A 24,527-nucleotide genomic window follows, 5' to 3' on the forward strand; every position below is an offset into this window, starting at 1 on the left:
CACTACTTCGCGCTGTGGGTGGTGTCGCGCATGGGGCTGCGGACCACGGACGTGAGGTGGGTGGATCTGCCCTCCACGCTGGATGCGGGCCGGGCGCTGCGCGAGGGCCGGGCGGACGCGGTGGTGGGGCTGTGGGGGGACGTGGAGCTGGCGGCGAGGGATCGCGGGGGGGCGGTGCTGGCCACGACTGCGGACGCTCCGCACCTGATTGCCACGGTGCTGGTGACGCGCGGGGACTTCGCGGCGCGGTACCCGGACGCGGTGCGGCGGGTGCTGCGGGGCCTGCTGGATGCGGGGCAGAGTGTTCAGAAGGAGCCGGGCCCGGCAGCGCGGATGCTGGGGGACGTGGCGCCCTACCTGGGGGACCCTACGGAGGCCATCCGCTCGGCGCCTCCGGCGACACTGGCGGACAATCGCGCCTTCTTCGGGCTTTCCGGCGAGGCGCCCGTCACCTATGACGAGCTGTTCCAGAGCGCCTCGGCGCTCTTCCAGAAGCTCAAGCGGGGGGCCGTGGCGCCGCCTGCAGAGGACACGCGAGATCTCGGAGCGTTGAAGTACGTGTCGGAGGCTCGCGGACCCTGATACCCCCCGGGAGGGGAGGAGAGATTCCGTGGCGGATTCGCCCAGCTTCATCAAGGCCGCCTTCATGTTGCCCGCAAACCTCGTGGGCCTGCTCACGGCGGGGGCCTCGTCGCTGATGACGGGGGAGCCGCTGCCCGCGCTGGTGGCGCTGGGGGTGGAGGGGCTGTACCTGGGGATCGTCCCGTCCATGAAGCGCTTCCAGCGGGCGATCCGCGCGCGGGGCGGGGACGAGGCGAGCGATCCGGCGCGCAAGGAGGTGGACGGGCTGCTGGCGGAGCTGGCGCCCTCTCAGCGCGAGCACTACCAGGTGCTGGTGGGGCTGAAGGAGAAGATCCTGGAGAACTACCGCCGGCTGCCCGCTGGGAAGGTGCTGGCGACGGACAGCGAGCCGCGGCTGGACGCGCTGCTGACTTCATTCCTGCGGTTGGTGGCGGCGCTGAACCATCACCGCACGTACCTGAACAGCACGGACAGGGAGCAGCTGGAGAAGGAGCTGCGCGAGCTGGAGGCGGAGGTGGCGCAGGAGGCCAACGCGCGGCTGAAGGACGTGAAGGAGAAGCGGCTGGAGATCCTCCGCAAGCGGCTGGGGCGCTTCCAGCAGGCGGGCGAGAGCCGTGAGGTGGTGAGCCACCAGCTGGCGGGGATTGAAGATCTGATGCGGCTGACGCACGAGCAGTCGATCACCATCCGGGATCCGGAGACGGTGAACCGGCAGCTGGACGTGGTGAGCGCCGAGGTGCAGGCCACGGACGAGACGGTGCGCGAGATGGAGCGCTTCATGGACTTCCAGGACGAGATCGCCAAGCCGCTGCCGCACGGCACTCGGGTGCGCTGAGCCGGTGAGCGCAGCCCAGCTCCGTCACGGCGGAGGAGCCGGGTGAATCAGGCCCTTTGCCAGGAGGCTGCCGCCCAGGGCACAGAAGTAGAGGTAGCCGCGGCGATCGCCAAAGCGCTGGACGACGCGATCGAGCGCGGGTCCTGGCTCCAGGCGCATCAACGTGCTGAGCCCGCGCCTGGCACCAACGTCACCCGGAGGAAACACGTCGAGGCGACCGAGCCCCCGCAGGAGCACCAAACTGGCGCTCCAGGGGCCGATGCCCTGCAGCTCGGCCAGAAACCCGATCGCCTCCTTGCTGCTCATGCGCAAGAGCTGCTCCTCCGTCAGCTCGCCCGCTGCGATCGCGCTGGCAACGTGGCGGAGTGTCTCGGCCTTTCGAAGACTCAAGCCGCACGCTCTGAGCGCGTCGAGGCGAGCCTCGGCGAGGGCCTGAGCCGTAGGGAACGCGTGGAAGCGACGGCCGTCGTGTTCGAGGGACTTGCCGAAGCGCTCGACCAGCCGGCCCACGATGGCCACACCGGCGTCCAGGCTCACCTGCTGGAAAGGCACCACGTTCGCGAACGCCTCGAACAACTCGGCGAACCGCGGTGGCCGCATGCCGCGCAGCGCGAGCGCCGTGGGGACAAGCCTGCGCTGGGCCTCCGCCAGCCGCTGCAGCGGCTCCGGGTCCACCTCCAGGCCGAGCATCCTCCGCATGGTCTGTCCGAGCGCCTCGCGCGTGGCGGTGGAGAGGTTGCCTTGGAGGACGGTGAACCGAACGTCTGGCTCGTCGATCGTTCCGCGATTCGTCACCTCGGCCAGCGCGAGACCGTCAGCCGTCGCCAGCACTCGCAGGTAGCGCTCCTGCTCCCAGACATTGACCCGGTTCGTCGGACGGCGCTGCAGCACGCGCACGGTCGCCTCGAGATGGAAGGGCGCCCGGGTGGCGAGCCGCCCGCCCGCGGAGTCCTCGACGGGATACGTGACACGTGTGCCTTTGACCTTGGCGAACGCCGTCACGCGGTGCGGAGTCGAGCGCTTGGCGCTGGTGATGTGCTCCACATGGGCTCCGCGGGCCGTCAGTGCGTCTGCGACGAGGGAGCGATGGCAACGCCATGGCACGGCCTCTGCGCACATCAGCGCGACGCGACCCTCCGCGCTCAGCGCGTGCAGCTTCGCGAGCCCAGTCTCGAAGTCCTCGGTCAGCATGTAGTCGGCGTACCCCCGGAAGCTGGCGTTGCGCCACCCCGCGTTGGGTGAGTCCTTGCGTGGCCGGCGCAGGCCTCCGAGCTCGGGGAGCTGTGCGTAGCGAAGGCGCCGCGCACGAAGCGCCGATCGAAGCGCATCGCCGTTGAACTGGGGGTTGTGCCGCGATCGGGGGATGGTCCGGATGTCCGCCAAGACGAAGATGTCGAAGGCACGAAGCAGCGCGACCAGCTCATCGAACGTTCGGGTCGAATGGCCGACCGTGTAGAGCCGAGCGCCTCTCCAGCTTTTCGTGCGGCTCAGGTGCCCCATCCGCTCCCCGCATGCCATGCAGTCAACAGCGTACAGCCGTCGCCGTTCTTTCACTTGCGGCGCAATATAGGAATGCGCAGGCTGACACGATGCCCAAGATGACTCAGGGTCGTGTCTGGGACAGGGCAGGGCGCTCCATTCCCCACGACTTTCGTTCATTGCTCATCCCTGTCGATCTCTCACCCGCGACGGAACGGGTCGTGGAGCGCGCAGCGCTGCTCCCCCTCGCCAAGAACGCTCAGCTCACCCTTCTCCACGTAGTCCCGAGGCTTCTCTCACGGGAAGCCAGGCGCCTGGCAGAAAGCGATGCGACGAAGGCGCTCCAGCACGCGGTGAGGAACGTGGCGGCCAAGCTCCCGGAGAGCGTCAAGGTCATGCCGAGCGTAAAGGTTGGCGTCGCGGCTGCCGAGATCGCCAGGCACGCGCGTTCGTGCAAGGCCGAGTTGATTGTGATGGGCCGCGGCGGCGGTCGTACGCTCCGCGACATCTTTCTTGGATCGACTGCGGAGCGCGTCATCCGAAAGGGTCAGCTGCCAGTCCTGGTGGTTCGCCTACAACCGCACGGGGCCTATCGACGCCCCTTGCTCGCCCTGGATACGGATCAAGCTGCCCAGGATGTTCTGACCTTGACCCTTCGGGTGCTTCCGCCTCCCCGTCCTCAGATCGGGCTGGTCCACGCCTACGACGTGCCTTACCACGGCCTGATCTATCCGAGCCTCTCACCGGACCAGGGCCAGGAGTTCCGCCACCATTATCGGCAGAAGGCACTTCACGATATCGCCCGCGCGCTGGCCACCGCATTGGCAGACATGAAGGCCTCGCATGACGACGCGCCTTCTTGGAAGTCCCACGTTCGATACGGCTCGCCGAGGACGGTCATAGCGGACACTGTCGCAAAGGCTGGAGCGGACCTCCTGGTGCTTGGAACGCATGGCCGTGCCGGTGTCGCGCACGCGCTCCTCGGGACTGTTGCCGGCGACGTCCTCCGGGAAGTGCCGTGCGACGTCCTGGTTGTACCCCCCAGGCCCCAGGGGTCCGGCAGAAGTTGAGGGGTTGGCAGCTCGCTCCCATCGATTGCTTGAACGATGCCGCTTCTTGCGCTCTTGCTCATCCCCGGGGTCTCCGCTGCCATCGCGGCGCTGCTGCCCACGAGTGCCCGGAACCGCGCAGCGGGTCTCGCGGGCCTCACCGCGCTGGCGGGGCTCGTGGGCGTGGCGCTCCACTTCCCGAGAGTTCGGGGTGGAGGTCTGCTGGTCGAGCGCATCTCGTGGGTGCCCTCGCTGGGGCTCGACCTTGTGCTGCGGCTCGACGGCCTCTCATGGACATTCTGCGTGCTCGTCCTCGGCATCGGCGCGCTGGTGATGCTGTATGCGCGGTACTACCTCTCGCCGTCGGATCCCGTGCCGAGGTTCTTCGCATTCCTCCTGGCATTCATGGGCGCGATGCTGGGCGTGGTCCTCTCGGGAAACCTGCTGCAGCTTGCCTTCTTCTGGGAGCTGACCTCCCTCTTCTCGTTCCTGCTCATTGGCTATTGGAACCAACGGAAGGACGCACAGCGCGGGGCCCGGATGGCGCTCACAGTCACCGGGATGGGCGGCCTGTGCCTCCTGGCTGGGCTGCTGGTGCTCGGCGAGGTGGTGGGCAGCTACGAGCTGGACGTCGTCCTCAGGAGCGCGCAGCGCGTCAAAGCCCACGCGCTCTACCCGGTGGCACTCTGCCTCATCCTCCTCGGCGCGTTCACCAAGAGCGCCCAGTTCCCCTTCCAGTTCTGGCTCCCGAACGCGATGGCGGCACCGACGCCGGTGTCGGCGTATCTGCACTCGGCGACCATGGTGAAGCTGGGCGTGTTCCTGCTGGCGCGACTGTGGCCGGTGCTGTCGGGGACGGAGCTCTGGTTCTGGCTCGTCGGGTCCGCTGGGCTCGTCACGCTGCTGTTCGGCGCGTGGACGGCGCTGTTCCAGCGCGACCTGAAGGGGTTGCTCGCATACTCCACCATTTCGCATCTCGGGCTGGTGGTGCTGCTGCTCGGGCTCAACAGCCCGCTCGCAGCGGTGGCGGCGGTGTTCCACATCATGAACCACGCGGCCTTCAAGGCCTCGCTGTTCATGGCGGTGGGGATCATCGATCATGAGACAGGGACGCGGGACATCCGGCGGCTGTCGGGGCTCTTCCGCCTGATGCCCATCACCGGGACGCTCGCGGTCGTTGCCACGGCGGCGATGGCGGGAGTCCCGTTGCTCAATGGCTTCTTGTCGAAGGAGATGTTCTTTGCCGAGACGGTTGTCGTCAACGCCATGCCCGCCGTCCAGTGGGGCCTGCCGATTGCGGCGACCCTGGCAGGCATGGGGAGCGTTGCGTACTCGCTCCGGTTTGCGGCGAAGGTGTTTTTTGGGCCCTCCAGCGCACGGGACACTCCGCGCGTCCCGGAGGAGCCGCCCAAGTGGATGCGCGTCCCCGTCGAGGTGCTGGTCGTCATGTGCCTGGTGGTGGGCGTCGCGCCAGCCGTGTCGATCGGGCCGATCCTCGATGCCGCGTCCCGGCAGGTCGTGGGCGGAACGCTCCCGCCGTACAGCCTCAAGCTCTGGCATGGGTTCACTCCCCCGCTCCTCATGAGCGCGCTTGCGCTCGGCGGTGGCGGAATGTTGTACCTGTGGGCCCGGCGGCTGGAGGTAAGGCACGTGCGCCTCGGCGGCCGCCTCGTGGAGCGGTTGGATGGTGCGAGGCTCTTTGCGTCACTGCTGGCGCGGCTGACCTCGTTGAGCAGATGGACCCGTCGCTGGCTGCTCACCGCGGGACTCCAGCGGCAGCTGTTGGCGCTGGTGGTGGTCACGCTGCTCGTGGGTATCTGGGCGCTGTGGGGTGGCATTGGCAAGGGGGAGCGTCCGCTGGTGCCTCTCTCGCCGACGTTCATCGCGCTGTGGACGGTGGGCGGCGTCGCGGCGTTGGCGGCAGCATGGCAGGCGAAGTTCCACCGGCTCGCCGCGCTCATGTTTGCAGGGACCGCGGGCGCGGTGAGCTGCGTCACGTTCATCTGGTTCTCCGCGCCGGACCTCGCGCTCACCCAACTCACCGTTGAGGTGGTGACGACACTGCTCATCCTGCTGGGGCTCAGGTGGCTCCCGCCGCGAGAGCCGACCCGCGGCGTGTACGATGCGCACACATTGAGGGTTGCCAGGGGCCGGCGAGCCCGCGACTTCGTCATCGCGGTGAGTGCCGGCGGCGGAATGGCGCTCCTGGCCTACGCGGTGATGACGCGAGACTTCCCCGAGCGCACCTCGTTCTTCCTCGAGAACGCTCTGAGCGGCGGCGGCGGGCGGAATGTGGTGAACGTGATGCTGGTGGACTTCCGCGGGTTCGACACCTTCGGGGAAGGAGTGGTGCTGGCGCTCGTCGCGCTCACTGTCTACGCGCTCCTCCGGCGCTTCCGGCCGGCCACCGAGGTCATGGCGCCTACGCCGCAGCAGCAGGCACTCCCGAAGGACTTGCAGACAGACCTGGTGAACCCACGCCAGGCGCGTGACACGGCGGTGGGGTACCTGATGGTCCCGGCGGTGCTGGTTCGCTTGCTCTTGCCCGTGTCGGGAGTCGTGGCGGCATTCTTCTTCCTGCGCGGGCACAACGCGCCAGGCGGCGGGTTCGTGGCGGGGCTGGTCATGTCGGTGGGCTTTCTGCTCCAGTACCTCGTGTCCGGGACGGAGTGGGTCGAGGAGAGGCTGCGCCTCGCACCGCGCATGCTGATGGCCATCGGGCTCCTGTGTGTCCTCGGCACGGCCACAGGGGCGCTCGTGGTCGGGTATCCGCTGCTCACCTCGCACACCTTCCATCTGAAAGCTCCCGTGCTGGGCGAGATCCACATCGGGAGCGCGATGTTTTTTGACCTGGGCGTGTTCTGTCTGGTGCTGGGCTCCACGTTGCTCATCCTCGTGGCGCTCGCGCACCAGTCAATCCGCGCGCACCGGGCCTCAGGAGGTGAGTGATGGAGGTGGTGCTCGCGGTCGCCATCGGCATCTTGACCGGCTCTGGTGTCTGGCTCCTTCTGCGGCCCCGCACGTTTCAGCTGGTCGTCGGCCTGTCGCTCATCTCCTACGCGGTCAACCTCTTCATCTTCAGCATCGGCAGCCTGGCCATCGATAGGGAGCCCATCCTCGTCGAGGGCGTCCCGCGAGACCTTGTGCACTACACCGACCCGGTCCCTCAGGCGCTCGTGCTGACTGCCATCGTCATCAGCTTCGCGATGACGGCGCTCCTCCTGGTCGTCATCCTGGCCTCACGCGGGACGACTGGGACCGATCACGTGGACGGCACCGAACCATGAGAGCGCTTGTTGAATGCGTGATGCCACACTTGATCGTGGCGCCCATCCTCCTGCCGATGCTGACCGCAGCGACGATGCTCCTCCTGGGCGAGGGGAAGCGCCCTGCCAAGCGAGTGCTTGGGATGAGCTCAGCGCTCTTGGGACTCGCCGTCTCGGCGGCGCTTCTTGCGTGGGTGAACGAATACGGCGTCGTGGCCTACCTCCCCGGCAACTGGCCCGCGCCGTTCGGGATTGCCCTCGCGGTGGACCGCCTCTCGGCCGGGATGCTGGTGCTGAGCTGGGCCCTGGGCACCTGCGCCCTCAGCTTCGCCTCCGCGCGTTGGCACCGCGCAGGCGTTCACTTCCACCCGCTCTTGCAGCTGCAGCTCATGGGGCTCTCCGGCGCGTTCCTGACGGCGGACGTCTTCAATCTCTTCGTCTTCTTCGAGATCCTGCTCGCCGCCTCGTATGGCCTGCTGTTGCATGGCTCCGGAAGACCGCGAGTCCGCGCGGGCGTGCATTACGTGGCCATGAACCTCGCCGCCTCGTCGCTCTTCCTCATCGGCGCATCGATGATCTACGGCGTCACGGGGACACTCAACATGGCGGAGCTCTCCGCGCGCTTGTCCGAGGGGGCCGTGGCCAATCGGCACCTCATCGACGCGGGAGCGGCCATCCTCGCGGTGGCGTTCCTGGTCAAGGCGGCGGCCTGGCCGCTCAACTTCTGGCTCGTCCCTGCCTACTCGTCAGCGACGCCACCTGTGGCGGCGCTGTTCGCCGTGCTCACCAAGGTCGGCGTCTACGCGCTGGTGCGGCTCTGGACGTTGATGTTCGCCGGGGGGCCGCTGGCGGGGTTCGGTGCGGACGGTCTGCTCGCGTTCGGCTTGGTCACCGCGCTGCTCGCGGCCCTTGGGATGATCGCCTCGCATCGGCTTGCTGAGCAGGCTGCTTCGGGGGTGGTGGTCTCCGCCGGGACGCTCCTGGCTGCTCTTGGATTGGGCCAGGAAGCCGTCCTCGGCGGCGCGGTGTTCTACCTGGTGAGCTCCACGCTCGCCTCCAGCGCTTTCTTCCTGCTCGTCGATCTCGTCGAGCGGTGGCGCGCGGGTGCGACCGTCGTGGACGAGGCGCCCTTCCTGAGCGCGACGCTCGAAGCGCAGGATGTCAACCTCGACGACGAGGAGGAACCGCTCGTCGCGCTGCCGTTCCCCGCTTCCACCGCCTTGATGGGGCTGGCGTTCGTCGCGTGTACGCTGCTCATCTCCGGCCTGCCACCGCTGTCGACCTTCATCGGCAAGCTCGGCATGTTGTCGGCGGCGCTCGCGGTGCGTGAAGAGAGCGGGTCAATTCCCGCCCGCTCGTGGCTGTTCGTCGGCGTGCTGCTGGGCTCCGGCCTGCTCACCCTCATCGCGCTCACGCGAACAGGAATCCGAACCTTCTGGGCGGAAATGCAGCGCGAGCCACCTCGGGTTCGGGCACCGGAGGGACTCCCCGTGGTGGCGCTCCTCGCCGCGTGCGGAGCGCTGACACTCGCGGCTGCGCCCACGATGGAGCTCGCGCGTGCGACGGCGCAGTCCCTCTATGACCGCAGCGGGTACATCGGCGCAGTCCTCGGGGCCAAGGTGCGGCCGTCGCCCACGGCGCCGGAGGTTGGGCGATGAGGCGGCTCATTCCTTACCCTGTGCTCTCGGTGGCGCTGCTCCTGCTCTGGATACTGCTCATGCAGTCGTTGAGCGCGGGGACGCTGGTGCTCGGTGTCGCATTGGCGCTGTTCTGGCCCGCGGTGACCGCCAGGCTCAGGCCAGCCCCCGTGCGGTTGCGCAGGCCCCTCGTCATGGCGCGCCTGCTCGGCCGAGTCGTGATCGAGATGCTGCGGTCGAACGCCGAGGTCGCGTGGGCAATTCTCGCGCGGCGCTCGCGCGACATCCGCTCTGGCTTCGTCCTCGTTCCGCTCGAGCTGCGGGATCCGAACGGCCTGGCCGTGCTGGCGATGATCGTCACGTTCACGCCGGGCACCGCCTGGGCGCAGCTCTCGGCGGACAATCGCGTCCTGTTGTTGCACGTGCTCGCCCTTCAGAGCGAGGCGGAGCTGGTGGCGTTCATCAAGCACCGCTACGAACGTCCGCTCAAGGAGATCTTCGAATGAGCCCTCTGCTCTCCTGGGCGCTGGCCTTCGCCCTCGGCTGCCTCGCCCTCGCGATGATGCTGTCACTGGCACGGATGATTGTCGGGCCCAGGGCGGAGGACCGCGTGTTGGCGTTCGACTGCCTGTACGTGAACACGATGCTGATCGTCCTCTCGCTGGGGCTCCTCTATCGCAGCAGCTCCTACTTCGAAGCGGCGCTCTTGATCGCGCTCTTCGGGTTCGTGGGCTCCGCGGCGATGTCCAAGTTCCTCCTGCGCGGGGAGATCATCGAATGAACGTGTCGACGACTCCGTGGGTGGATGCCCTCACCGCGGTGCTCGCGGTGGCCGGCGCGCTGGCGGCCCTGATCGGATCGTTCGGGGTGCTGCGCCTGAGGAGCTTCTTCCAGCGCGTCCACGCGCCCACCTTGGGCACGACGCTGGGAACGTGGAGCCTCACGCTCGCGACGGTGGTGCAGGTGTCGTTCGAGCACGGGCAGCTCTACGTTCATGCGCTGCTCATCGCGGTGTTCATTGCTCTCACCGGACCGGTCACCACCGTCTTCCTGATGCGAGCCGCGGTGTTCAGAGCGCGCTTGCGTGGCGCGGAGATTCCGGTGCCCAGCGTGGACGAACCACCCAGTGTATGAGGCCCGCCGGTGTCCGCCCGGGAGAGGCCGTCAGAGGCTAGAGTGGGCGACCTCATGGTGCGTACAGTGTTCCCCTTCCTCATGCTGGCCTTCACCGCGCTGTCGCTCGCCGCGACCGGGTGCGCCTCCGCGAGCGTCCGCTCGGCGCGAGAGCCAGGCGAGCTGCCACGGCTCTCCCGCCTCTTCGTCGTCGGCAATCCCCTGGCCGGGAGCCCCGAGAACAGCGCTCGCCTGGGGGAGCTGTCGAACGCCGTGATGAACAAGCTGGCTGAGCGGGGGATCGCGGCCTCGGCACAGGTGCTCGACCCGCGGGAACCCGGCAGCCCCGACACGCTGCGCCAGCGGATCGAGGAGTGGAAAGCGGAGGGGGTGCTGCTCCTCACCTTGGCGATGACAGAGGCATGGGTGGCCTCCGGGGGGATGGGCGGTGTGGCGGCCGAGCGCATGACGACCACCCGGATTGAGGCCTTGTTGACGCCTGTGGGGTCGGACCGGCGCAGCTGGAGCGCCACCTGCCAGTACGGCCGGACGAGCAAAGCGTCACAGGCCATCCTCGACTCGTGCGCTCAGAGGCTCGTGGAGCAACTCTTCAAGGACGGAATGCTCGCTTCCTCCCGCGGGAGTGCCCTCGCGGGCGGCGAGCTGCGAGAGGGCCGCTGACAGGTTGCCGCCCGGCTCGAGTCCCGCCGCCCCCTCAGTACCGCTCCAGCACGATGCCGTGGAGGTTCTCGTTCCCGCTGCCGGAACAGAGGCGGTGGAGGAAGAGCAGCTGGCCCTCGTGCAGGAAGGCCTGGGTCAGCACGGCTCCTTCATCGAGCAGGAAGTAGGGCCGCCGCAGCTCCAGGGTGAGCGACTGGAGGGGGCTGCTCAGGCGCGGACGCACCCCGGCGAAGCTCGCTCCCTGGGACATGATCAGGCTCTCCCGGCTTGCGCCCACGTGGCCAGGGATTTCGATGAAGGACCACTGGTCGGCCACCTCGCACGCATGCCGGTGGACCACGAACGGGTAGCGGCCTTCCGCCAGCGGCCGCTCGTGCTCCATCAGGTGTCTCGAGAGCACGCGCAGGCTCTGGGCGGGAGGCTCGGAGATGATCTCGTCCGGCAGGAAGCGCTCCTGGAGCGCGGTGGGGAGCCGGCCCGGCCTGGCCGCCAGGGTCTCGGCCTCGCCGAGGAGGACCGGGCGCATCATGCCCTTGAACTCGACCGCCGGGGCGCCGCCGCCGGAGCAGGAGGCCACCCCTTCGATGAAGGTCCCCTTGTTGACCAGCCGGAACCCCGTTGTGAACTGGAGCGTCTCCGCGTCGAAGAACCCCAGCGCAGCCCGGTAGTCCACCTGGAGCCGGGCCACGACGAGGCCCACCCCGAACTCCCGGATCATCCGAGGGAAGCTGACCAGGTACTCCTTGGCCCACCGGGCAAACCCCTGCATGGCCAGTGCGAGCGCCGCGCGCGGCTGGAGCTGCTGTGGGGTGAAGAGGCTGGTGTCGACGGGGACCTCGAAGGAGATGGTGCGTGCCAAGGCGTCATCCCCCAGCGACGGCGGTGACGAACTCGAGGCAGTCGCCGTCCGCGAGCGGTTGCTGCGGCTGAACCTCGAGCAGCTGCTCGCCGTTCAGGAAGAGGCGGTGGATCCCTCGGAGCCGCTCGTTGTTGTCGAGGAGCACCGGCTTGAGGCGCTCGTGCTGGGAGACCAGGTGCACGAGCGCCTCCCCGAGCGTTGGGGCCTGGACCTGGATCTCCTTCTGGAAGTCTGTGAAGCGAAGCAACGTGCCCGAAAACCTGAACCTCACGGCTGGCCTCCTTTGGGGGGTTGACGTCTGCGCTGCTCGATGGCGCTGATCGCCATGACTCCGAGATCCACCTCCAGGGTGTCCTGGGCGCCGGCGGCCGCCAGCCCTGCCAGGAAGTCCCGGACGGAGCGCTCGAAGTGGTTCTCCCGGAGGTAGGCGCGCGTGCCCAGCAGCCTCAGGGCGGCCTCGGCTACCTGCAGCGCCTGCTCGGTGACGAAGTACTTGGTGGCCGAGATGGAGGCGTCCCAGAGGGCGTCGGTCTCGCCCCTGCTGAGCCGCTCCAGGGTCCGGTACATCGCCGCCCGGGAGATCTCCACCGCCACGGACATCCGGCCCAGCCGGGCCTGGACGTTCTGCATGTCCGTGAGCGGCCGGTCATACCGGAGCGTGGCGCCGAGGCTCTCCACACACCCCTCGAGGATCGCCTGCATCCGGCCCACCATGGGCGGCACCACGCTGGCGCGGCGGGCATTCAGGTAGCTCTGGGCCTCGCGCAGGCCATCCGAGGCCACCAGCAGCCGCTCGGGGCCCACGCGGACGTCCTTCAGCCTCAGGGCCGCTACCCCCAGGGCCCGCAGGCCGGAGAGCTGGAGGGGGAGGATCTCGAGGCCCGGGTCATCGCGCTCGACGAGGAAGGCGAGCAGATCGTTCTTCTCATCGCGGACGTAGACGATGAACGCGTCAGCGATGGTGCCTCCGCTCACCATGTGCTTCTCACCGTGGAGCAGGTAGCCCCCCGGCACTTCGAGCGCCCGCGAGCGGAAGGAGAACGGATCGGCTCCCTCCGTATAGGCAAAGGAGACGAGGCCATCGCCGCGCCCCAGCGGACGCAGGTAGCGCTCCTCGAGGTCTGTCCTGCCCAGGCCGAGCAGGAACTGGTGGGTCCCGACGAAGAGGCCGACCAGGGTGGGAAACGATGCATCCACGCTGAGGTAGCCCAGCTGTTCGAGGACCAGGCCCCAGCGGAGCTCGTCGACGGCTTCGCCTCCCAGCCTCTTGGGAAGGGGGAGGCGGAACAGGCCCAGGCTGGCGGCCTCGCGCAGGAGCTCTCTCGAGAGGGTGGCCGCCGCCGCGTCCCGCTCGACGGCGCCCGGGTTCACCTTCTCCTTGATGAAGCCGCGGTAGCGCTCACGGATCTGCTCTACCCAGGCTTCATTCATGTGAGCCCTCGCGGCACACAACGTGTTCTACCCGACAATACCGCGAGAGAGCGTGGGCAGGACAGGGGCCCTGGAGAGCAACCGCCTACACGCTCCTATGCTGTCGCCGTGGGTCACCTGGGCCCCGATCACTGCACCGTGCATCTTCTGGACGGGAAGGTGCTGGCCATCGGCAGCCCCAACAGCACGTACCGGCCCAAGTGAGGCGTCACTGTTTGCGCACGGGGTGGGAGGTGGGCTGGCGTTCGTGAAGGGGCCCGGGCACGTAGCAGGCCCCCTTGAGCATGGAGCCCTTGAGCGCCTCGCACTCCTCGGGCTGCAACTTCACATTCACCCAACACCCACCGTTGAGGGAAACCTGCCGCGGGTGAGGGCACCGGCCCTTCGCGTCGGGCCGCGCCTGGTCCTGAAACGGCTCGGGGAGCGTGTCCTCGGCCCGCACTCCGGGGACGGAGGGAGTGGGGGATGGCCCCGTGGAGGTGCTCGCCGAAGCATCTCCGAGCCCTGCTTCGCCACCGTCCTGCAGGCGGGCTGCGCCCACCGCATGCCTGACGAGAGAGGGAGGCTCCGGGAACTACCTGGGAGTGAGCCACCCGACCCAGGCGCCCAGGGCGAGGAGCGCTGCGGCCGTCGCAAGCCGAAGCAGCCAGGGCCGCATGTGCACGAGAGGGCTGACACGCTCAGCGGAGCCCGGCGTGAGCGAGGTCAGCTTGGGAGCCTGGGCCTCGGCCATGTCATGCGCGAGTGGGAGGGGAGCAGGCCCGGAAGCGGCAGGAGCCTGCCCACCCGAGTCCACCGAGGGCGACAGTTCCTGGACGAAGAGTGAACGGGTGCTCTCGGGAAGAGTGAGCTGCGCGGCCTGCTCCAGCGCCTCGACCAGCTCTTGCGCGGTGCCACGCTGCTCGGGGCGCACCGAGATCATGCGGAGAATGAGGGCATTGAGACGCGTGTCCACGCGGGGGTTGAGAACGAGCGGAGGAGGAGAGGCAAGACTCTCCAGGTGCCAGAGGCCGGCCTCATCCTTGGAAGGTTCCCCGAGCTCGGGGTACGTGCCAGTCACGAGCCGGTAGGCGGTGACGCCCAGCGAGTACAGGTCATCGGCGGGCTGAGCGGAGTAGCGGGCCTTGGGGTCGCGGAAGAACTGGAGCTCGAAGAGCCAGGCCTCCGGGGAGCGGTAGGCCGGGGTGCCGGGGGGCAGGATGTCAGGGGTGAGGGAGGAGGCGTGGGGGTAACGGCCGGAGCCGAAGTCGGTGAGCAGGGCGCGGCTGTCGGAGCGGCGCACCAGGACATTGTCGCCTTTCACATCGCGGTGGAGACAGCCCTGGGAGTGCAAGGTCTGGAGGACGCCAGCGAGCTGGGCCAGCAGGAGGAGCACCTCCTGGGAGGAGGGGAGGTGCAGACGGGCCCAGTCATAGAGCGATGCGCCGTCGATCCAGTCCATGACAACGAAGGGATGGAGGGCGCCGCCCGGGTGCTGCCAGTCCCCGGAGTCCCACAGGCGAGGGACGCTGGGGTGACGCACCAGGGAGAGCAGCTCCGCCTCGCGCACGAAGCGGGGATCCCCGGGGAGCAGAGCGAGCTTGAGGGCCTTGGGGCGGGCCTCGGGCTTGTCTACGGGCACAACCTGGTAGACGGCGCCGTGGACGCCGCGGCCTGCCCAGGCCACCACGAGCCAGGAGCCCACGAGGGTGCCAGGAGGAAGCAGCGCCGGGTTCAGGGCAGGGGCTTGGGGTGGCTGCATGGGGCGCCTCGGGTAGGGGAGGGACACCATACCTCAAGGGTCGCTGCCGTTGCTCACGTGGCCCTGAAGCACCGCGCGTCAGGAGTTGATCTTCACCAGTGTGCCGGAGATCTCGTTGTTGCCCCCGGTGGCCGAGGAGCTGACGGCCGGCGCGGAGCTCTGCACGGCCGAGGGAGTCGCCTTCACGAAGCTCGGCCCCGAGCTCATCTTGACCTCCGTGGAGCCGGAGAGCGTGATGGTGCCGTCGCTCGCGAGCGTGATGCTCGATGAGCCGCACACCAGCTTCAGCTCGCTCTGAGCGGAGACCTCGACTCGCCCTCCATCGAACGTGATCTGCCCCGAGGTGTTGTGGAGCTGGATCTTCTGCCCGGTGCCCTCGATGACGGCGCCCCCCCGGTTGAGGACGATGCTCACGTCGCCCTGGTTGAGCTTGACCTCCTGATCCCCCGTCATCGCGTACTTGCCGGTGATGTGGTCCGTCTTGTCTCCCTCGACGGTCAGATCGTCGTTGCCGCCGATCGTCTCATCCCGCCGGCCGGTGACGGTGAGCTTCTCCAGCGTGTTGACGGTGGTGTCCCGCCCCCCGTGCAGCGTGAGCTTCTCCTGGCCCGTCACCTCCTCGGTGCGCTTGCCGGTGACGGTGGCCTCCTCGTCCTTGTCCACCGTCTTGGTGCGCTTGCCGTGGACGGTCATCGACTGGTTGCCGCCGATCGTCTCCGACTGCGAGCCGTCCACCGAGTTGCTCTGGTTGGCCTTCACCTGGGTGCTGTGGTTGTGGAGCACCACCTCGTTGAAGTCCTTCTGGGCATGGAGGAACAGCTCCTCCGCGCCAGCAGCGTCCTCGAAGCGCAGCTCGTTGAAGCCCTCACCCCCAGGGGTGCTGGCGGTGCGGATGGAGCTGCGCGTCTTCTGCTCCGGCAGCGGGTAGGGGGGCGTGTTCTGCCCGTTGTAGACGCAGCCCACCACGATCGGCCGGTCCGGATCCCCCTCCAGGAAGTCCACCAGCACCTCCATGCCGATGCGCGGCAGGAAGACGAAGCCCCAGCCCGGGCCGGCCCACACCTGAGCCACACGCAGGAAGCACGAGCTCCGCTCGTCCCGCTGGCCGGCTCGATCCCAGTGGAACTGCACCTTGATGCGGCCGTGCTCGTCCGTGAAGATCTCCTCGCCTGAGGGCCCGACGACCGTGGCGGTCTGCAGGCCGCTGATCCGGGCACGCGGGTGGCGGCGCTCGGGGCGAAAGGGCACGTCCAGCGGAAGGCACTCGAAGGTGTTGCGGTAGCGCTCGGTGCTCCGGCCCTCCCGGCCGTGCTCATGCGTGTCGCTGGTGAGCTCCTCCGGCGCATGGCCAGCGTGCTCCACCCGGGTGAGCAGGTACCACTGATCCAGCGCGGGGATGGCATGCTCCTTCAGCTCGAACATGTGGCCTGGGCAGAAGCCGGTGATGTAGCCCACGCCGTGCGCGCGCCGGCCCTCGGAGTGCAGGGCCTGGCGGCGCAGCGTCTCCTGCTTCTGCTCGTGCTTGTACTTCTTCGAGCCCGCGTCATAGGGGCCCAGGAGGGGCGCCGGATACTCGTAGAGCTCCCGCTCCCGGCCCTGCCTGTCCGAGGCGAGCGCCTTCTTGGTGAGATCCAGCGCCGGCTGCGTCCAGTCAAAGTCACGGATGACCACGCTGGTGGTGTGCAGCTGCTGAGCAAAGTCGAAGTGGCGCACGGACTCCTCTTCGGCGGTGCCGCCGTCGGGCCCCCTCACGGTGATAGGGCCGCCGTTCACCGCCTCGCAGGTGGGGACCTGCTCGTTCTCCTCCGCCACCACCAGCTCCTCCTTCTCGCCCGAGTGATCGAAGTAGAAGAAGAGGCCCTCCTCCTCCATCAGCCGCAGGAGGAACTCCAGATCCGTCTCCCGGTACTGCACGCAGTACTCGCGCGGCAGGAACTCGCGGTTCAGATCCAGCCGGAACGAGCGCTCGAAGGGCTGCAGCCCCTCGGTGAGCACGTCCTCCAGGATCTCCTTCACCGTCTTCTCCTGGAAGATGTAGGAGTCCCGGCGCTGGGAGAGGGCCCAGAGCGCGGGGACGATGTGGACGCGCGCCAGCAGGTGCCCCGCCTTGGTGCCGGTGTGCTCCACGCGGTGGATGACGCCGCACAGGCGGCGGGCAGCGGACTCACGGGAGATGACGACCTCTGCCGAGGAGCCGAGCAGCCCGTCCACGTCCGCGCCCAGGTGCTCGTTGGCCAGGTCCAGCGTGCAGCTGTACAGCTCGGACAGGCCCTCGCGGGCATGCAGCTCCACCACGCGCCAGGAGCCGCCGGGGTCCGCGCTGGACGTGAAGGAGAAGCGGACCTTGTCCAGGGGCTTGCGCCCGGCGAGGGCCTGCGCCACCTCGGACAGCGCCTCCAGCGGGCCTGCGGCGCCCAGCACGCGCTCGGCCACGTCCACCACCTGCCGCACGGTGCCCCCGGCGCGCTCCAACTGCTGCCGGGCCTGCTGCACCTCGGGGAGCTCGTTCACGGCGCTCTCGAGCTTGCGCACCTGCTCGACGGGGACCTCGCCCTCGCGCGCCTGCTTGATGGTTTCCTTGACCTCTTGAGCCACCTGCTGGCCCTGCTTGAGGCGGCGCAGAACGTCATCCGAGTCTGACACGCAGCTACTCCAGGAATCAGGTTCTTTCGTGGACTCACTTCATACCGCGTCGCTCCCACGAACAGAAGGCGACGAGGTGCTTGCGCGCAGGCCTCGGCCTGGAGTCACCAGGCCACTTTGAAAGGCATCTTCTCCAGCTCCTCGGGGAGGTACGGCCGGAGCGCCGGGCCCGAGCCGCACCAGGTCACCGTGAAGAGGCCGCGATCGGGGAACAGCCGCAGCGTGTGCAGGACGGGCTCCGTCTTCACCAGCTTCCCGTTGCGCCCATCGATCCAGAGACTTGGCTGCTCTGCAGGGAGACGGAACTGGAGCTTGCGCGCCGTCGGGTGGAGCCCGATGAGCACGATGTCCGTCTCCGGCTTCACGTAGGGAAGCTGGAGACCGAAAGAGGCGCCGTTGGCCGCACGCAGATCAAAGGACTCGAACAGGTGCCCGCCACGGACCAGCGTTGGGGGGATGAACCCACGGCGCACCTCAGGCAGCGGCAGGGTCTCGGGATCCATCTCCGGCACCGCGCCGAAGTAGGCCGAGCGCGGGAAGACGGCGAGGTCGGTCCACCCGGGGGACCAGGGGAGCGGCATCGCCGCCCAGCGCGCGGGCGCGCCACAGATCAGCCGTGCCGGGGTGAGGAGATCATCGGGATCCTCGATCAACGGGAGCGACACCGTCTCCAGCGCCTCGGTCGCGCCGTCGATGACGAAGCCTTTCCCCGCCGGGTTGCGTGGGTACACGTACGGGCTCGCGAGCCGCAGGTCCATCTCTCGCAGGTACGGCGCCAGCTCCGCGAGGTGGTTTCCGTACTTGGCCTCGGCGGCCGCGTCATGGCCGCCATAGGCATGCTTGCTGAGGAGCGCCACCTTGGCGACAGGCTCCGGGGGAGAGAAGCGCAGGCCCGCGCGCGAGGGCTGGCAGCGGCGCGGCCCGAACAGCGCCAGCTTCTTCAGCACCTTCCCGATGGAGAGGCCGGCAGGGAATGCGCCGCTCGGCTTCTCCGCGTAGGCATGCCCGTCTACCACCACGTCCGAGAGAGGCTTGTAGGCGTAGAGGTCCATGTCGTCGAGCATCACCCCGGGCAGCTCGGGATCGAAGACTGGCTCCTCGACCAGCGGGAGCTGCTCGGGTGCCAGCACACACCGGCCGTCCGGCAGGAGCCGGTACGTCCGCTTGACGAGGAGAGAGAGGATGAACTCGCCGCTCGCGCCGTACCCGGAGAGCTGGCGAACCGTCGAAGGAGGACTGGCGGGGGCTGCGGTCGTCATGTCACGAGCCGCCTGGAGTCGGGGCGCGGGTCGGGTACTGCGGCGTCGCCGGATCGTCGAAGAGCGAGCTGATCGCGTTGCCGAGCTGCTCCCCCTTCCCACGCGCCCAGTCGTTCACCGCGGAGGAGGTGTTGCCCACCACCCCCGTGGGAGGGGTGTAGCCCAGCGGCGAGCCGAGCAGGACGCCCACGGCGGTGGGCAGCAGGTTCCCCAGGGTATTGGCGACGTAGGGGTTGGACAGGATCCGGCTGGACTGCCCGAAGAGGGCCGTGGTCAGCGACACAAAGCGCGGGGCATTGGGCATCAGCGCGCGGATCAGCGGCCCTTGGAGCCGGGTGAACAGGTTCCCCACCCGCTGGGAGGCGAACAGCCGGTTGAGCCCGAACTGGATCGCGCAGTCCACCGCCATCGAGAAGATGCCCCCCAGGACGTCTCCCAGGGTGAGCCCGACGAGGACTGTGTTCGGTGCCACCACGAACCCTGAGGGCAGCGGCGGCATGGCTGCGCCCGCGCAGTTCAGGTTCAGGTTGACGGCGACGAGGATGGCCGCGGCCGTCGGCTTGCCCTCGGACTGGACGGTGGAAGCCCCGAAGTGGGACTTCGAGCCGCTGGTCGCGATCACCAGCGGCAGCAGGTAGTTGGCCGCCACGTGCGGAAGGAAGTTGCCGATGTCCGTTCCCTGCTGCATCAGCGAGAAGCCGAACGGTCCCTGGACCTTGGGGGTCGGGGTCGATGTCGGGAGCAGCCACTTCAGCGTGGCGACGGTGAAGTGCGGGATCTTCGGAACGGGCACCGGCCCGGGGGGGGGAATGCCGTCGTGGAGATCCACGCCCACCATCGGATGAACGGTCATCAGGGCACAGAACACCATGGGGTGCTCCCTCAGGCGATGACCAGCTCACACTCGCGGAGCTGGCCTGGATGGATGACGTACCTGAACACGAAGCGATACGAGACGAACATCCGCTGCTTGTCGGGCTCGAAGCCCACCTGGTCGATCTGCAGGGGCTGCTCGATGCGCTCGTCGTCGAAGCGGAGCCTCACGGTGGGCCGCAGCTTGGGGACACTCCAGAGGAGCGGCCCCCGGGGAGAGACGCCCTGCAGGCGGACCGGATCCCCAGGGCTGACGGCGGGTGCGATCATCCGCGGGAACGCGGCGTTGAACAGGCGGCGCGAGAGGCCCACCGGGGCACCGCTGTCGTCCAACTGGAAGGCGGCCGAGAGCCGCAGCGCGCTGGTCATCGGGCAGAAGGTGAGCCCGGCGGGAGTAGGCCGCTCATCCCACCTGCGCACGAGCATGTCGGCCTCCTCGATATTGGGCAGCGGCTGGTCGACGGCCTCCTGGAGGGTGCCGTAGAACCCCTTGCCGCCCGGGTTCTCGGGGTGCTTGAGCTCGAGCCCGTCCCAGAAGGTGCTGCCGCCGAACGCGCCCGCCAGCGTGAGGGGCATGGACTCGAAGGGTTTCGCATCCGAAGCCATCAGCTCACCCAGCGACTTGCGCCAGACGCGATCGCCGATCACCGCCGCCCGCCGCGAGAACGTTCCGATCTCCAGGCGCACTTCCTGGGCGATGGTCTTCCGGCCACCAGCCGCGTAGGCGTTGCCGAACAGGAACAGGTCGACGCCTTCGCGGCGGCAGGGCTGCTCGGGGTCGACGATGCCGTACTCGGTCTCGAGGGGCTCACGCGCCACCTTCCACGCCTGCTCGTCGGCGAGGCGCGGCTCACCGCTCGACACATCAAAGGTCGCCTTGGCAACGACAGCGGCAGCGATCCGCTGATCGTCAATGGCGGTGCGCAGCAGCTCCGCGGGCAGGGGGGTCAGGTTGCCGAGCTTCATCTCAGGAGTTCAGCATGATCCGCTCGCCGTCGAGCTTCACGTCATCGCTCGCGGTGACGCTGACACTGCCACGGTGCGCCACCAGCTCCTGGGCGCGCCCATGGAGCGACACGTTCCCCGCCACGGCGATCCTGGCGTCCCCCTCGCTGGTGATGTTCACGCCGCGCCGGCCATGCAGGTCGAGCTGCTCGGCCTCGAGCCGCAGGCTCCCCGCTGTCCGGAGCACCACGCTGCCACCCTCCACGGAGATGACAATGGTATCGGCGTTTACCGTCAGGGTGATGGCGCGAGTTCCGGCCGGCTCGAGGATCTCCACCACGTCCTCGCCGGAGCCGCGCCGGAGCTGCAGCTGCCGAGCGCCCACCAAGGCGTGCTCGCTGATCTTCCCTGCCGCGCTGCCCGCTCGGGCCTTGGAGCGCTGAGCTTTTCGAGCCGCCATGGAGTCGAGCATACGGAGGAGGGGTGAACCTCAGCAAGCGCCTACTCCGTCGTCACCACGAGGCTCCTTCAGGAGGTAGGATGAGAGAACCTGAGCGCATGACCCGGGAGGTCCATGGCTGTCATTCAAGAACGCTGGGTCTTCACCGGCTTCATCGCGCTGCTCCTCGGCCTCTTCGCCGCTGGCTTCGCGCACTACCGCTGGGTGCTTGTGAGTGGCCGGAGCCACTGGCTCGCCGTGCTCACCAGCAGCGTGGTGATCGGGGGGATCGCGCTGTGGCTCTACAGCCGGCAGGGCGACTCGCACCTCACGCTGAATGCGGGGCTGGGGCTGTTCGCGGGAGCGGCCGTCGCGGTGGGCTGCTGGGTCAGCACCGGCTTCCTGGTGGTGAACGCGGGCCTGGATGGCGGCGCGCCCCAGTCGTGGAGCGCCGAGATCGTCAAGACCCGGAGCGATCGCAACCTGCGCTTCGCCAGCGTCCGCTTCAACGGGCGCTCCGAGGTATTCGATGTCTCGATCTCGCGTGAGCTCGACCGCGAACTGCGGACCGGCATGCGCCTCAGCGTCCCGGTCGGGCAGGGCCGGCTCGGCGAAGCCTGGTTCCTCCGCGCCGATTTCGAAGCCGCTGGGCGAAGCCTGGCGGCGGGCCAGCCCTGAGGGAGAGCATGCCTGAGTGTCCGTGCTGCCTGGAGGTCCTGACGCCCGCGCTCCTGGGCCTCGGTGGCCGCCGCCTCGCGGGGAGCTGCGAGCTGTGTGGTGAGGAGGTGTGCCAGGCTTGCCTGCACTCAGGCACTCCGGAGGTGGAGGCGTTCTTGCGAGGCCGGGCCCCCGACGGCGGCCCCACGCCACGAGCAGCACGGAGGCAGGTCTGCGGCAGCTGCCTGTGGGAGGTGTTCGTGGCCCGTGGTGAGCCGCCGCCCTTGCCCGAGCCGCCGGGCCGGAGCAGGCGGGCGGCGCAGGCGGCCTGCGCGCATGTCCAGGCGGTGCGGTGGATGCGGTGCTGTCCCGCCTGCGGCGCCGAGCTGGCCTGGGAGGCCGAGCACGGCAACCCCGTGTGTGACGCGTGCGGAGCGCCCTCGCACGCTGAGTTCAACTGCTGCTGGGCGTGTGGAGAGTCCTTCGAGGAGGAGAACGAAGCCGGGGACACCGCCGAGGGCTATGTGCTCGCCTTCGACTGTCGCTCCCGTCGGTGTCAGGGCCGGGTGGGGTGGCTGATGCCGTACTGCCCCTGGTGTGCAACGGCGCAGCGCTGGCAACCCTCTGGGGAGGCGGACGCGCCCGCGTGCGTGGGGTGCGAGGCGAGGCTCGAGCCCACCTGGGCCTTCTGCGTGTCCTGCGGCGAGGAGGCCCCGCTGCCCGAGGAGTGCTTCGCTTGCGGGGAGCCGCTCGATCAGGCGGAGAGCGCCGCGCGCTGCGAGCACTGTCGGCGGATGGTGTGTGACGAATGCTTCGGCGACTACACGCTGCGGGAGCCGCGCGCCGGGCAACGCGAGGCGAAGGACGGCAGCCTCGGCGTGCGTGAGCTGCTGCTGTGCACGACGTGTGCGGAGGAGCTCGGAGCTGCTCCGCTCCCGGAGGAAGAGGCCCCTGCGTCAGAGCCCCGCACGGACGAGGCGCAGGAGGACGGAGACGAGCCCCCCGCGGCCCGGGACGCCCCCTCGAGCAGCCCGTGGGAGGTGCTCGGCGTGGCTCCGGGCACGCCCCTGTCCGAGGTGAAGCGGGCCTACCTCGCCCTCATCACCCAGTACCACCCGGACAAGGTGGCGCAGCTGGGGCCGAAGCTCCAGGCGCTGGCGGCGGAGGAGACGCGCCGGCTCAACCAGGCCTGGAGCGAGCTGCGTCAGCGGGGCGGCCAAGGGCCCGCGTAGTCCACCCGTCCCTTCAGTGACTTCCTGCGCTCACTTTGCCACGTACCGTCTCGCCAGGGGCCATGGCGAGCATGTGGCGCAGCGGGGCAGAGGTTGATTGCTCAGTCGTGTAGCTTGGTCAGCAAAGCGGAGAAACTCTCTGCGAGCGGATGGATGGCTTCCTCCCCTGCATCCTCTGAAAAATAAAAGACGACCTTGGGTGCATGGAGAGAACCCCTATAGTCGAAGCAGATGTAGTCGCCTGACCCGGTGACTGCGAACGGATAGATTCCGTCGGGGACATGAGGTTTCACCTGAGCGTACGTGTCCTTCATGGAGTAGGCACGCTGCTGCTCATCCGGGCTGATGATCAGGAGTGCAGCAATGGCGTCCTCGCCCCTGCCGATGTTGAAGGCGTCGGGGTGTGGTGACATTCCTTGGTGCATCGAGACGACATCCTTGTAGTCATTGGGGAGAATCACTCCCCAACTCTGTTCGAGGGATGCAATTTCATCCGGCTTGGCGAAGCGTGGTTGGTTCCAGATGTAGCTTTTCCAGATCACGGTCATCAGGGATATCCCCCACCCCAGATGGCCATTCCCCCTGTGTGTGAAATGGCCAATCTATGTTCAGAGAGAAGCACCAGTTGCATCCTTCCGACGTCTTGGTGGTGGTGCCACGTATAGCCTGGAGGCGGAGTGCTTGAATGTGGCAGCGCATTCACCGACTCCGAGCTCAACCCTAGATCTTTCGCGAGAGATGGGTCTTGCTTGACGGAGCGGAAGAGGTTCTCGTTGCAGGCTGTCCTGTGCGCCCTGGGATTGCCGCTCCCGATGTGTACATCATCAAGAATGGTCTCAAATTTCGTGTTGAACTCTGGGAATCCATTCCCTGCACGGTCTCGCCCTTTGTTCTCGATCAGGCGCCAAGGTTTTTGAGAGTCCTTGTAGGGTTTGATCCGTCCTTCCTGAGGCCAGTGCGGCCGTGGCCGCCAGGATCAGCAGCCGGGTGACCTTCTCTCCCATGATCCGCTCATACCGGTCGCCAGCATCGCGCAGCTCGGCAAAGGTGCGTGCTCGCTGGCACTCCTGCTCCAGCCGTCGCCAGCCCTCGATGAGGCCCACCAGCGTGTCCCATCCCACATAGGCCACCATGGAAGCAGTCATCACGAGGACGATCACCTTCGAGATGGGCTCGGGGATCGCCAGGAGCGCAAGCGTCATCGTGATGGTGCTCACCAGCGCGATCTGGAGCTGAGCGGGGTCTATCACCTCGTCGATCACCGCCTTGGTGCCATCCCAGACTCCCCGGGTCGCGAGCGCGAAGGCCAGGGAACGTTTGGCCTCCTCGGTCAGGTAGAGCCTGCCCTGAAGCAGCGCGAGGCAGTCGCCCGGAGTGCCTCGGGCTTCGCACCACCGGGAGTACTCCGCGGCCAGCTCCGCTCGCTCATCCCTCTGCTCGGGACTCCCCCAGGAGACGACGTCCAACCGCTCCTCAAGACGGGGCGGAAGCCTGTCTCGAAGCTCCCGGGCAAAGCGCTTCATCGCAGCCTGATACTCGGCCCGGCTCACCTCCACAGGCTCCGGGCGAACCGGAGCTGGTGCGACTATCGGCGGGGCCTCCTCTGCGATCAGGACAATGCGAGAGCCCGTATCCGAAGCGTCCATGCTTCGGGCTCGCCCGCTGTCCGTGGCACAGGAGATCGCCAGGAGCAGCAACGCCACCAGGTACGCCCCCCTCACCTGAGGGCTTCTTCCAAGGGAGCGGTGAGAGGGAGGTACTCCTCTCGTGAGGGGGGAGGCGTGGGCCGTCATGACCCGCATCGTT

26 protein-coding genes are annotated in these 24,527 nt (G+C 68.2%); 12 read left to right on the forward strand and 14 right to left on the reverse strand.

Features of this window, described 5'->3' with window-relative positions:
* Together VD972_RS14695 and VD972_RS14700 are read left to right on the forward strand one after the other, a co-directional pair.
* The coding region (locus VD972_RS14695; RefSeq protein WP_324987058.1) for an ABC transporter substrate-binding protein at window positions 1-582 on the forward strand (582 nt) is incomplete at its 5' end.
* A 28-nt stretch (window positions 583-610) separates the two neighbouring features.
* The gene (locus VD972_RS14700) at window positions 611-1,417 is read left to right on the forward strand and encodes a hypothetical protein (protein WP_324987063.1); all 807 of its coding nucleotides are present in this window, start codon (window positions 611-613) and stop codon (window positions 1,415-1,417) included.
* Between the two features lie 24 nt (window positions 1,418-1,441).
* Here VD972_RS14700 and VD972_RS14705 read toward each other — a convergent pair whose 3' ends face one another.
* Window positions 1,442-2,917, reverse strand: a complete 1,476-nt coding sequence (locus tag VD972_RS14705) for a DUF488 family protein (protein ID WP_324987066.1) — start codon at window positions 2,915-2,917, stop codon at window positions 1,442-1,444.
* Window positions 2,918-3,015: 98 nt separating this feature from the next.
* Between VD972_RS14705 and VD972_RS14710 the strand changes: the two genes are divergently transcribed.
* Genes VD972_RS14710 through VD972_RS14745 form a run of 8 tightly spaced genes read left to right on the forward strand, consistent with a single transcriptional unit; the run spans window position 3,016 to window position 10,642 of the window.
* Complete coding sequence (locus tag VD972_RS14710; protein WP_324987175.1) at window positions 3,016-3,966, forward strand: universal stress protein; 951 nt, start codon at window positions 3,016-3,018, stop codon at window positions 3,964-3,966.
* Window positions 3,967-4,002: 36 nt separating this feature from the next.
* Window positions 4,003-6,894, forward strand: a complete 2,892-nt coding sequence (locus VD972_RS14715; protein WP_324987069.1) for a monovalent cation/H+ antiporter subunit A — start codon at window positions 4,003-4,005, stop codon at window positions 6,892-6,894.
* Window positions 6,894-7,232 carry a Na+/H+ antiporter subunit C gene (locus VD972_RS14720; protein ID WP_324987072.1) on the forward strand — a complete coding sequence of 113 codons (339 nt, stop codon included), beginning with the start codon at window positions 6,894-6,896 and terminating at the stop codon, window positions 7,230-7,232. The genes VD972_RS14715 and VD972_RS14720 overlap by 1 nt, the downstream gene beginning before the upstream one ends.
* Window positions 7,233-7,252: 20 nt before the next feature.
* Window positions 7,253-8,869: a monovalent cation/H+ antiporter subunit D gene (locus VD972_RS14725; protein WP_324987075.1), complete on the forward strand. Its 1,617-nt coding sequence runs from the start codon at window positions 7,253-7,255 to the stop codon at window positions 8,867-8,869.
* A 29-nt stretch (window positions 8,870-8,898) separates the two neighbouring features.
* Entirely contained in the window at window positions 8,899-9,354 is a 456-nt protein-coding gene (locus VD972_RS14730; RefSeq protein ID WP_324987078.1) for a Na+/H+ antiporter subunit E, read from the forward strand.
* Complete coding sequence (locus VD972_RS14735) at window positions 9,351-9,629, forward strand: K+/H+ antiporter subunit F (protein WP_324987081.1); 279 nt, start codon at window positions 9,351-9,353, stop codon at window positions 9,627-9,629. Before VD972_RS14730 ends, VD972_RS14735 begins: the two co-directional genes overlap by 4 nt.
* Window positions 9,626-9,982 carry a monovalent cation/H(+) antiporter subunit G gene (gene mnhG / locus VD972_RS14740; RefSeq protein WP_324987083.1) on the forward strand — a complete coding sequence of 119 codons (357 nt, stop codon included), beginning with the start codon at window positions 9,626-9,628 and terminating at the stop codon, window positions 9,980-9,982. Before VD972_RS14735 ends, mnhG begins: the two co-directional genes overlap by 4 nt.
* Before the next feature lie 54 nt (window positions 9,983-10,036).
* Complete coding sequence (locus tag VD972_RS14745; RefSeq protein ID WP_324987086.1) at window positions 10,037-10,642, forward strand: hypothetical protein; 606 nt, start codon at window positions 10,037-10,039, stop codon at window positions 10,640-10,642.
* A gap of 34 nt (window positions 10,643-10,676) precedes the next feature.
* Here the strand turns inward: VD972_RS14745 and VD972_RS14750 are convergent, their stop codons facing one another.
* From VD972_RS14750 to VD972_RS14795, 10 genes are all read right to left on the reverse strand, one after another.
* Window positions 10,677-11,501, reverse strand: coding sequence for a hypothetical protein (locus tag VD972_RS14750; protein WP_324987089.1), 825 nt, complete (start codon window positions 11,499-11,501; stop codon window positions 10,677-10,679).
* Window positions 11,502-11,505: 4 nt separating this feature from the next.
* On the reverse strand, window positions 11,506-11,772 hold the full coding sequence (locus tag VD972_RS14755) for a MoaD/ThiS family protein (protein WP_324987091.1): 267 nt from the start codon (window positions 11,770-11,772) through the stop codon (window positions 11,506-11,508).
* Window positions 11,769-12,932 (reverse strand): acyl-CoA dehydrogenase family protein, encoded by a 1,164-nt coding sequence (locus tag VD972_RS14760; protein WP_324987093.1) that lies wholly within the window; start codon window positions 12,930-12,932, stop codon window positions 11,769-11,771. Before VD972_RS14760 ends, VD972_RS14755 begins: the two co-directional genes overlap by 4 nt.
* A 208-nt stretch (window positions 12,933-13,140) precedes the next feature.
* Window positions 13,141-13,266 (reverse strand): hypothetical protein, encoded by a 126-nt coding sequence (locus tag VD972_RS14765; protein ID WP_324987095.1) that lies wholly within the window; start codon window positions 13,264-13,266, stop codon window positions 13,141-13,143.
* A gap of 240 nt (window positions 13,267-13,506) precedes the next feature.
* A complete protein-coding gene (locus VD972_RS14770; RefSeq protein ID WP_324987098.1) occupies window positions 13,507-14,673 on the reverse strand; it encodes a serine/threonine-protein kinase in 1,167 nt (388 codons plus the stop codon).
* Between the two features lie 78 nt (window positions 14,674-14,751).
* Entirely contained in the window at window positions 14,752-17,316 is a 2,565-nt protein-coding gene (locus tag VD972_RS14775) for a type VI secretion system Vgr family protein (RefSeq protein WP_324987101.1), read from the reverse strand.
* A gap of 104 nt (window positions 17,317-17,420) precedes the next feature.
* Window positions 17,421-18,575 carry a DUF2169 family type VI secretion system accessory protein gene (locus VD972_RS14780; RefSeq protein ID WP_324987104.1) on the reverse strand — a complete coding sequence of 385 codons (1,155 nt, stop codon included), beginning with the start codon at window positions 18,573-18,575 and terminating at the stop codon, window positions 17,421-17,423.
* A gap of 1 nt (window position 18,576) precedes the next feature.
* Window positions 18,577-19,446: a hypothetical protein gene (locus VD972_RS14785; RefSeq protein ID WP_324987107.1), complete on the reverse strand. Its 870-nt coding sequence runs from the start codon at window positions 19,444-19,446 to the stop codon at window positions 18,577-18,579.
* A gap of 11 nt (window positions 19,447-19,457) precedes the next feature.
* Complete coding sequence (locus VD972_RS14790) at window positions 19,458-20,414, reverse strand: DUF2169 domain-containing protein (RefSeq protein WP_324987110.1); 957 nt, start codon at window positions 20,412-20,414, stop codon at window positions 19,458-19,460.
* 1 nt (window position 20,415) lies between these two features.
* Window positions 20,416-20,853, reverse strand: a complete 438-nt coding sequence (locus tag VD972_RS14795) for a hypothetical protein (protein ID WP_324987113.1) — start codon at window positions 20,851-20,853, stop codon at window positions 20,416-20,418.
* Window positions 20,854-20,967: 114 nt separating this feature from the next.
* Between VD972_RS14795 and VD972_RS14800 the strand changes: the two genes are divergently transcribed.
* A complete protein-coding gene (locus tag VD972_RS14800; RefSeq protein WP_324987115.1) occupies window positions 20,968-21,510 on the forward strand; it encodes a hypothetical protein in 543 nt (180 codons plus the stop codon).
* Window positions 21,511-21,518: 8 nt separating this feature from the next.
* Window positions 21,519-22,721: a DnaJ domain-containing protein gene (locus tag VD972_RS14805; RefSeq protein WP_324987118.1), complete on the forward strand. Its 1,203-nt coding sequence runs from the start codon at window positions 21,519-21,521 to the stop codon at window positions 22,719-22,721.
* A 101-nt stretch (window positions 22,722-22,822) separates the two neighbouring features.
* On the opposite strand, the gene VD972_RS14810 is transcribed toward VD972_RS14805, so the two are convergent.
* From VD972_RS14810 to VD972_RS14815, 3 genes are read right to left on the reverse strand one after another with little or no spacing between them, the layout of a single operon-like run.
* Complete coding sequence (locus tag VD972_RS14810; protein ID WP_324987121.1) at window positions 22,823-23,269, reverse strand: SMI1/KNR4 family protein; 447 nt, start codon at window positions 23,267-23,269, stop codon at window positions 22,823-22,825.
* Window positions 23,269-23,658 (reverse strand): HNH endonuclease, encoded by a 390-nt coding sequence (locus VD972_RS45495; protein WP_414654063.1) that lies wholly within the window; start codon window positions 23,656-23,658, stop codon window positions 23,269-23,271. Before VD972_RS45495 ends, VD972_RS14810 begins: the two co-directional genes overlap by 1 nt.
* Window positions 23,558-24,367 (reverse strand): hypothetical protein, encoded by an 810-nt coding sequence (locus VD972_RS14815; protein WP_324987124.1) that lies wholly within the window; start codon window positions 24,365-24,367, stop codon window positions 23,558-23,560. The genes VD972_RS45495 and VD972_RS14815 overlap by 101 nt, the downstream gene beginning before the upstream one ends.
* Between the last annotated feature and the right edge of the window lie 160 nt (window positions 24,368-24,527).

The organism is Hyalangium sp. (genome assembly GCF_035629615.1).
In the GTDB taxonomy this organism is placed as follows: domain Bacteria; phylum Myxococcota; class Myxococcia; order Myxococcales; family Myxococcaceae; genus Hyalangium.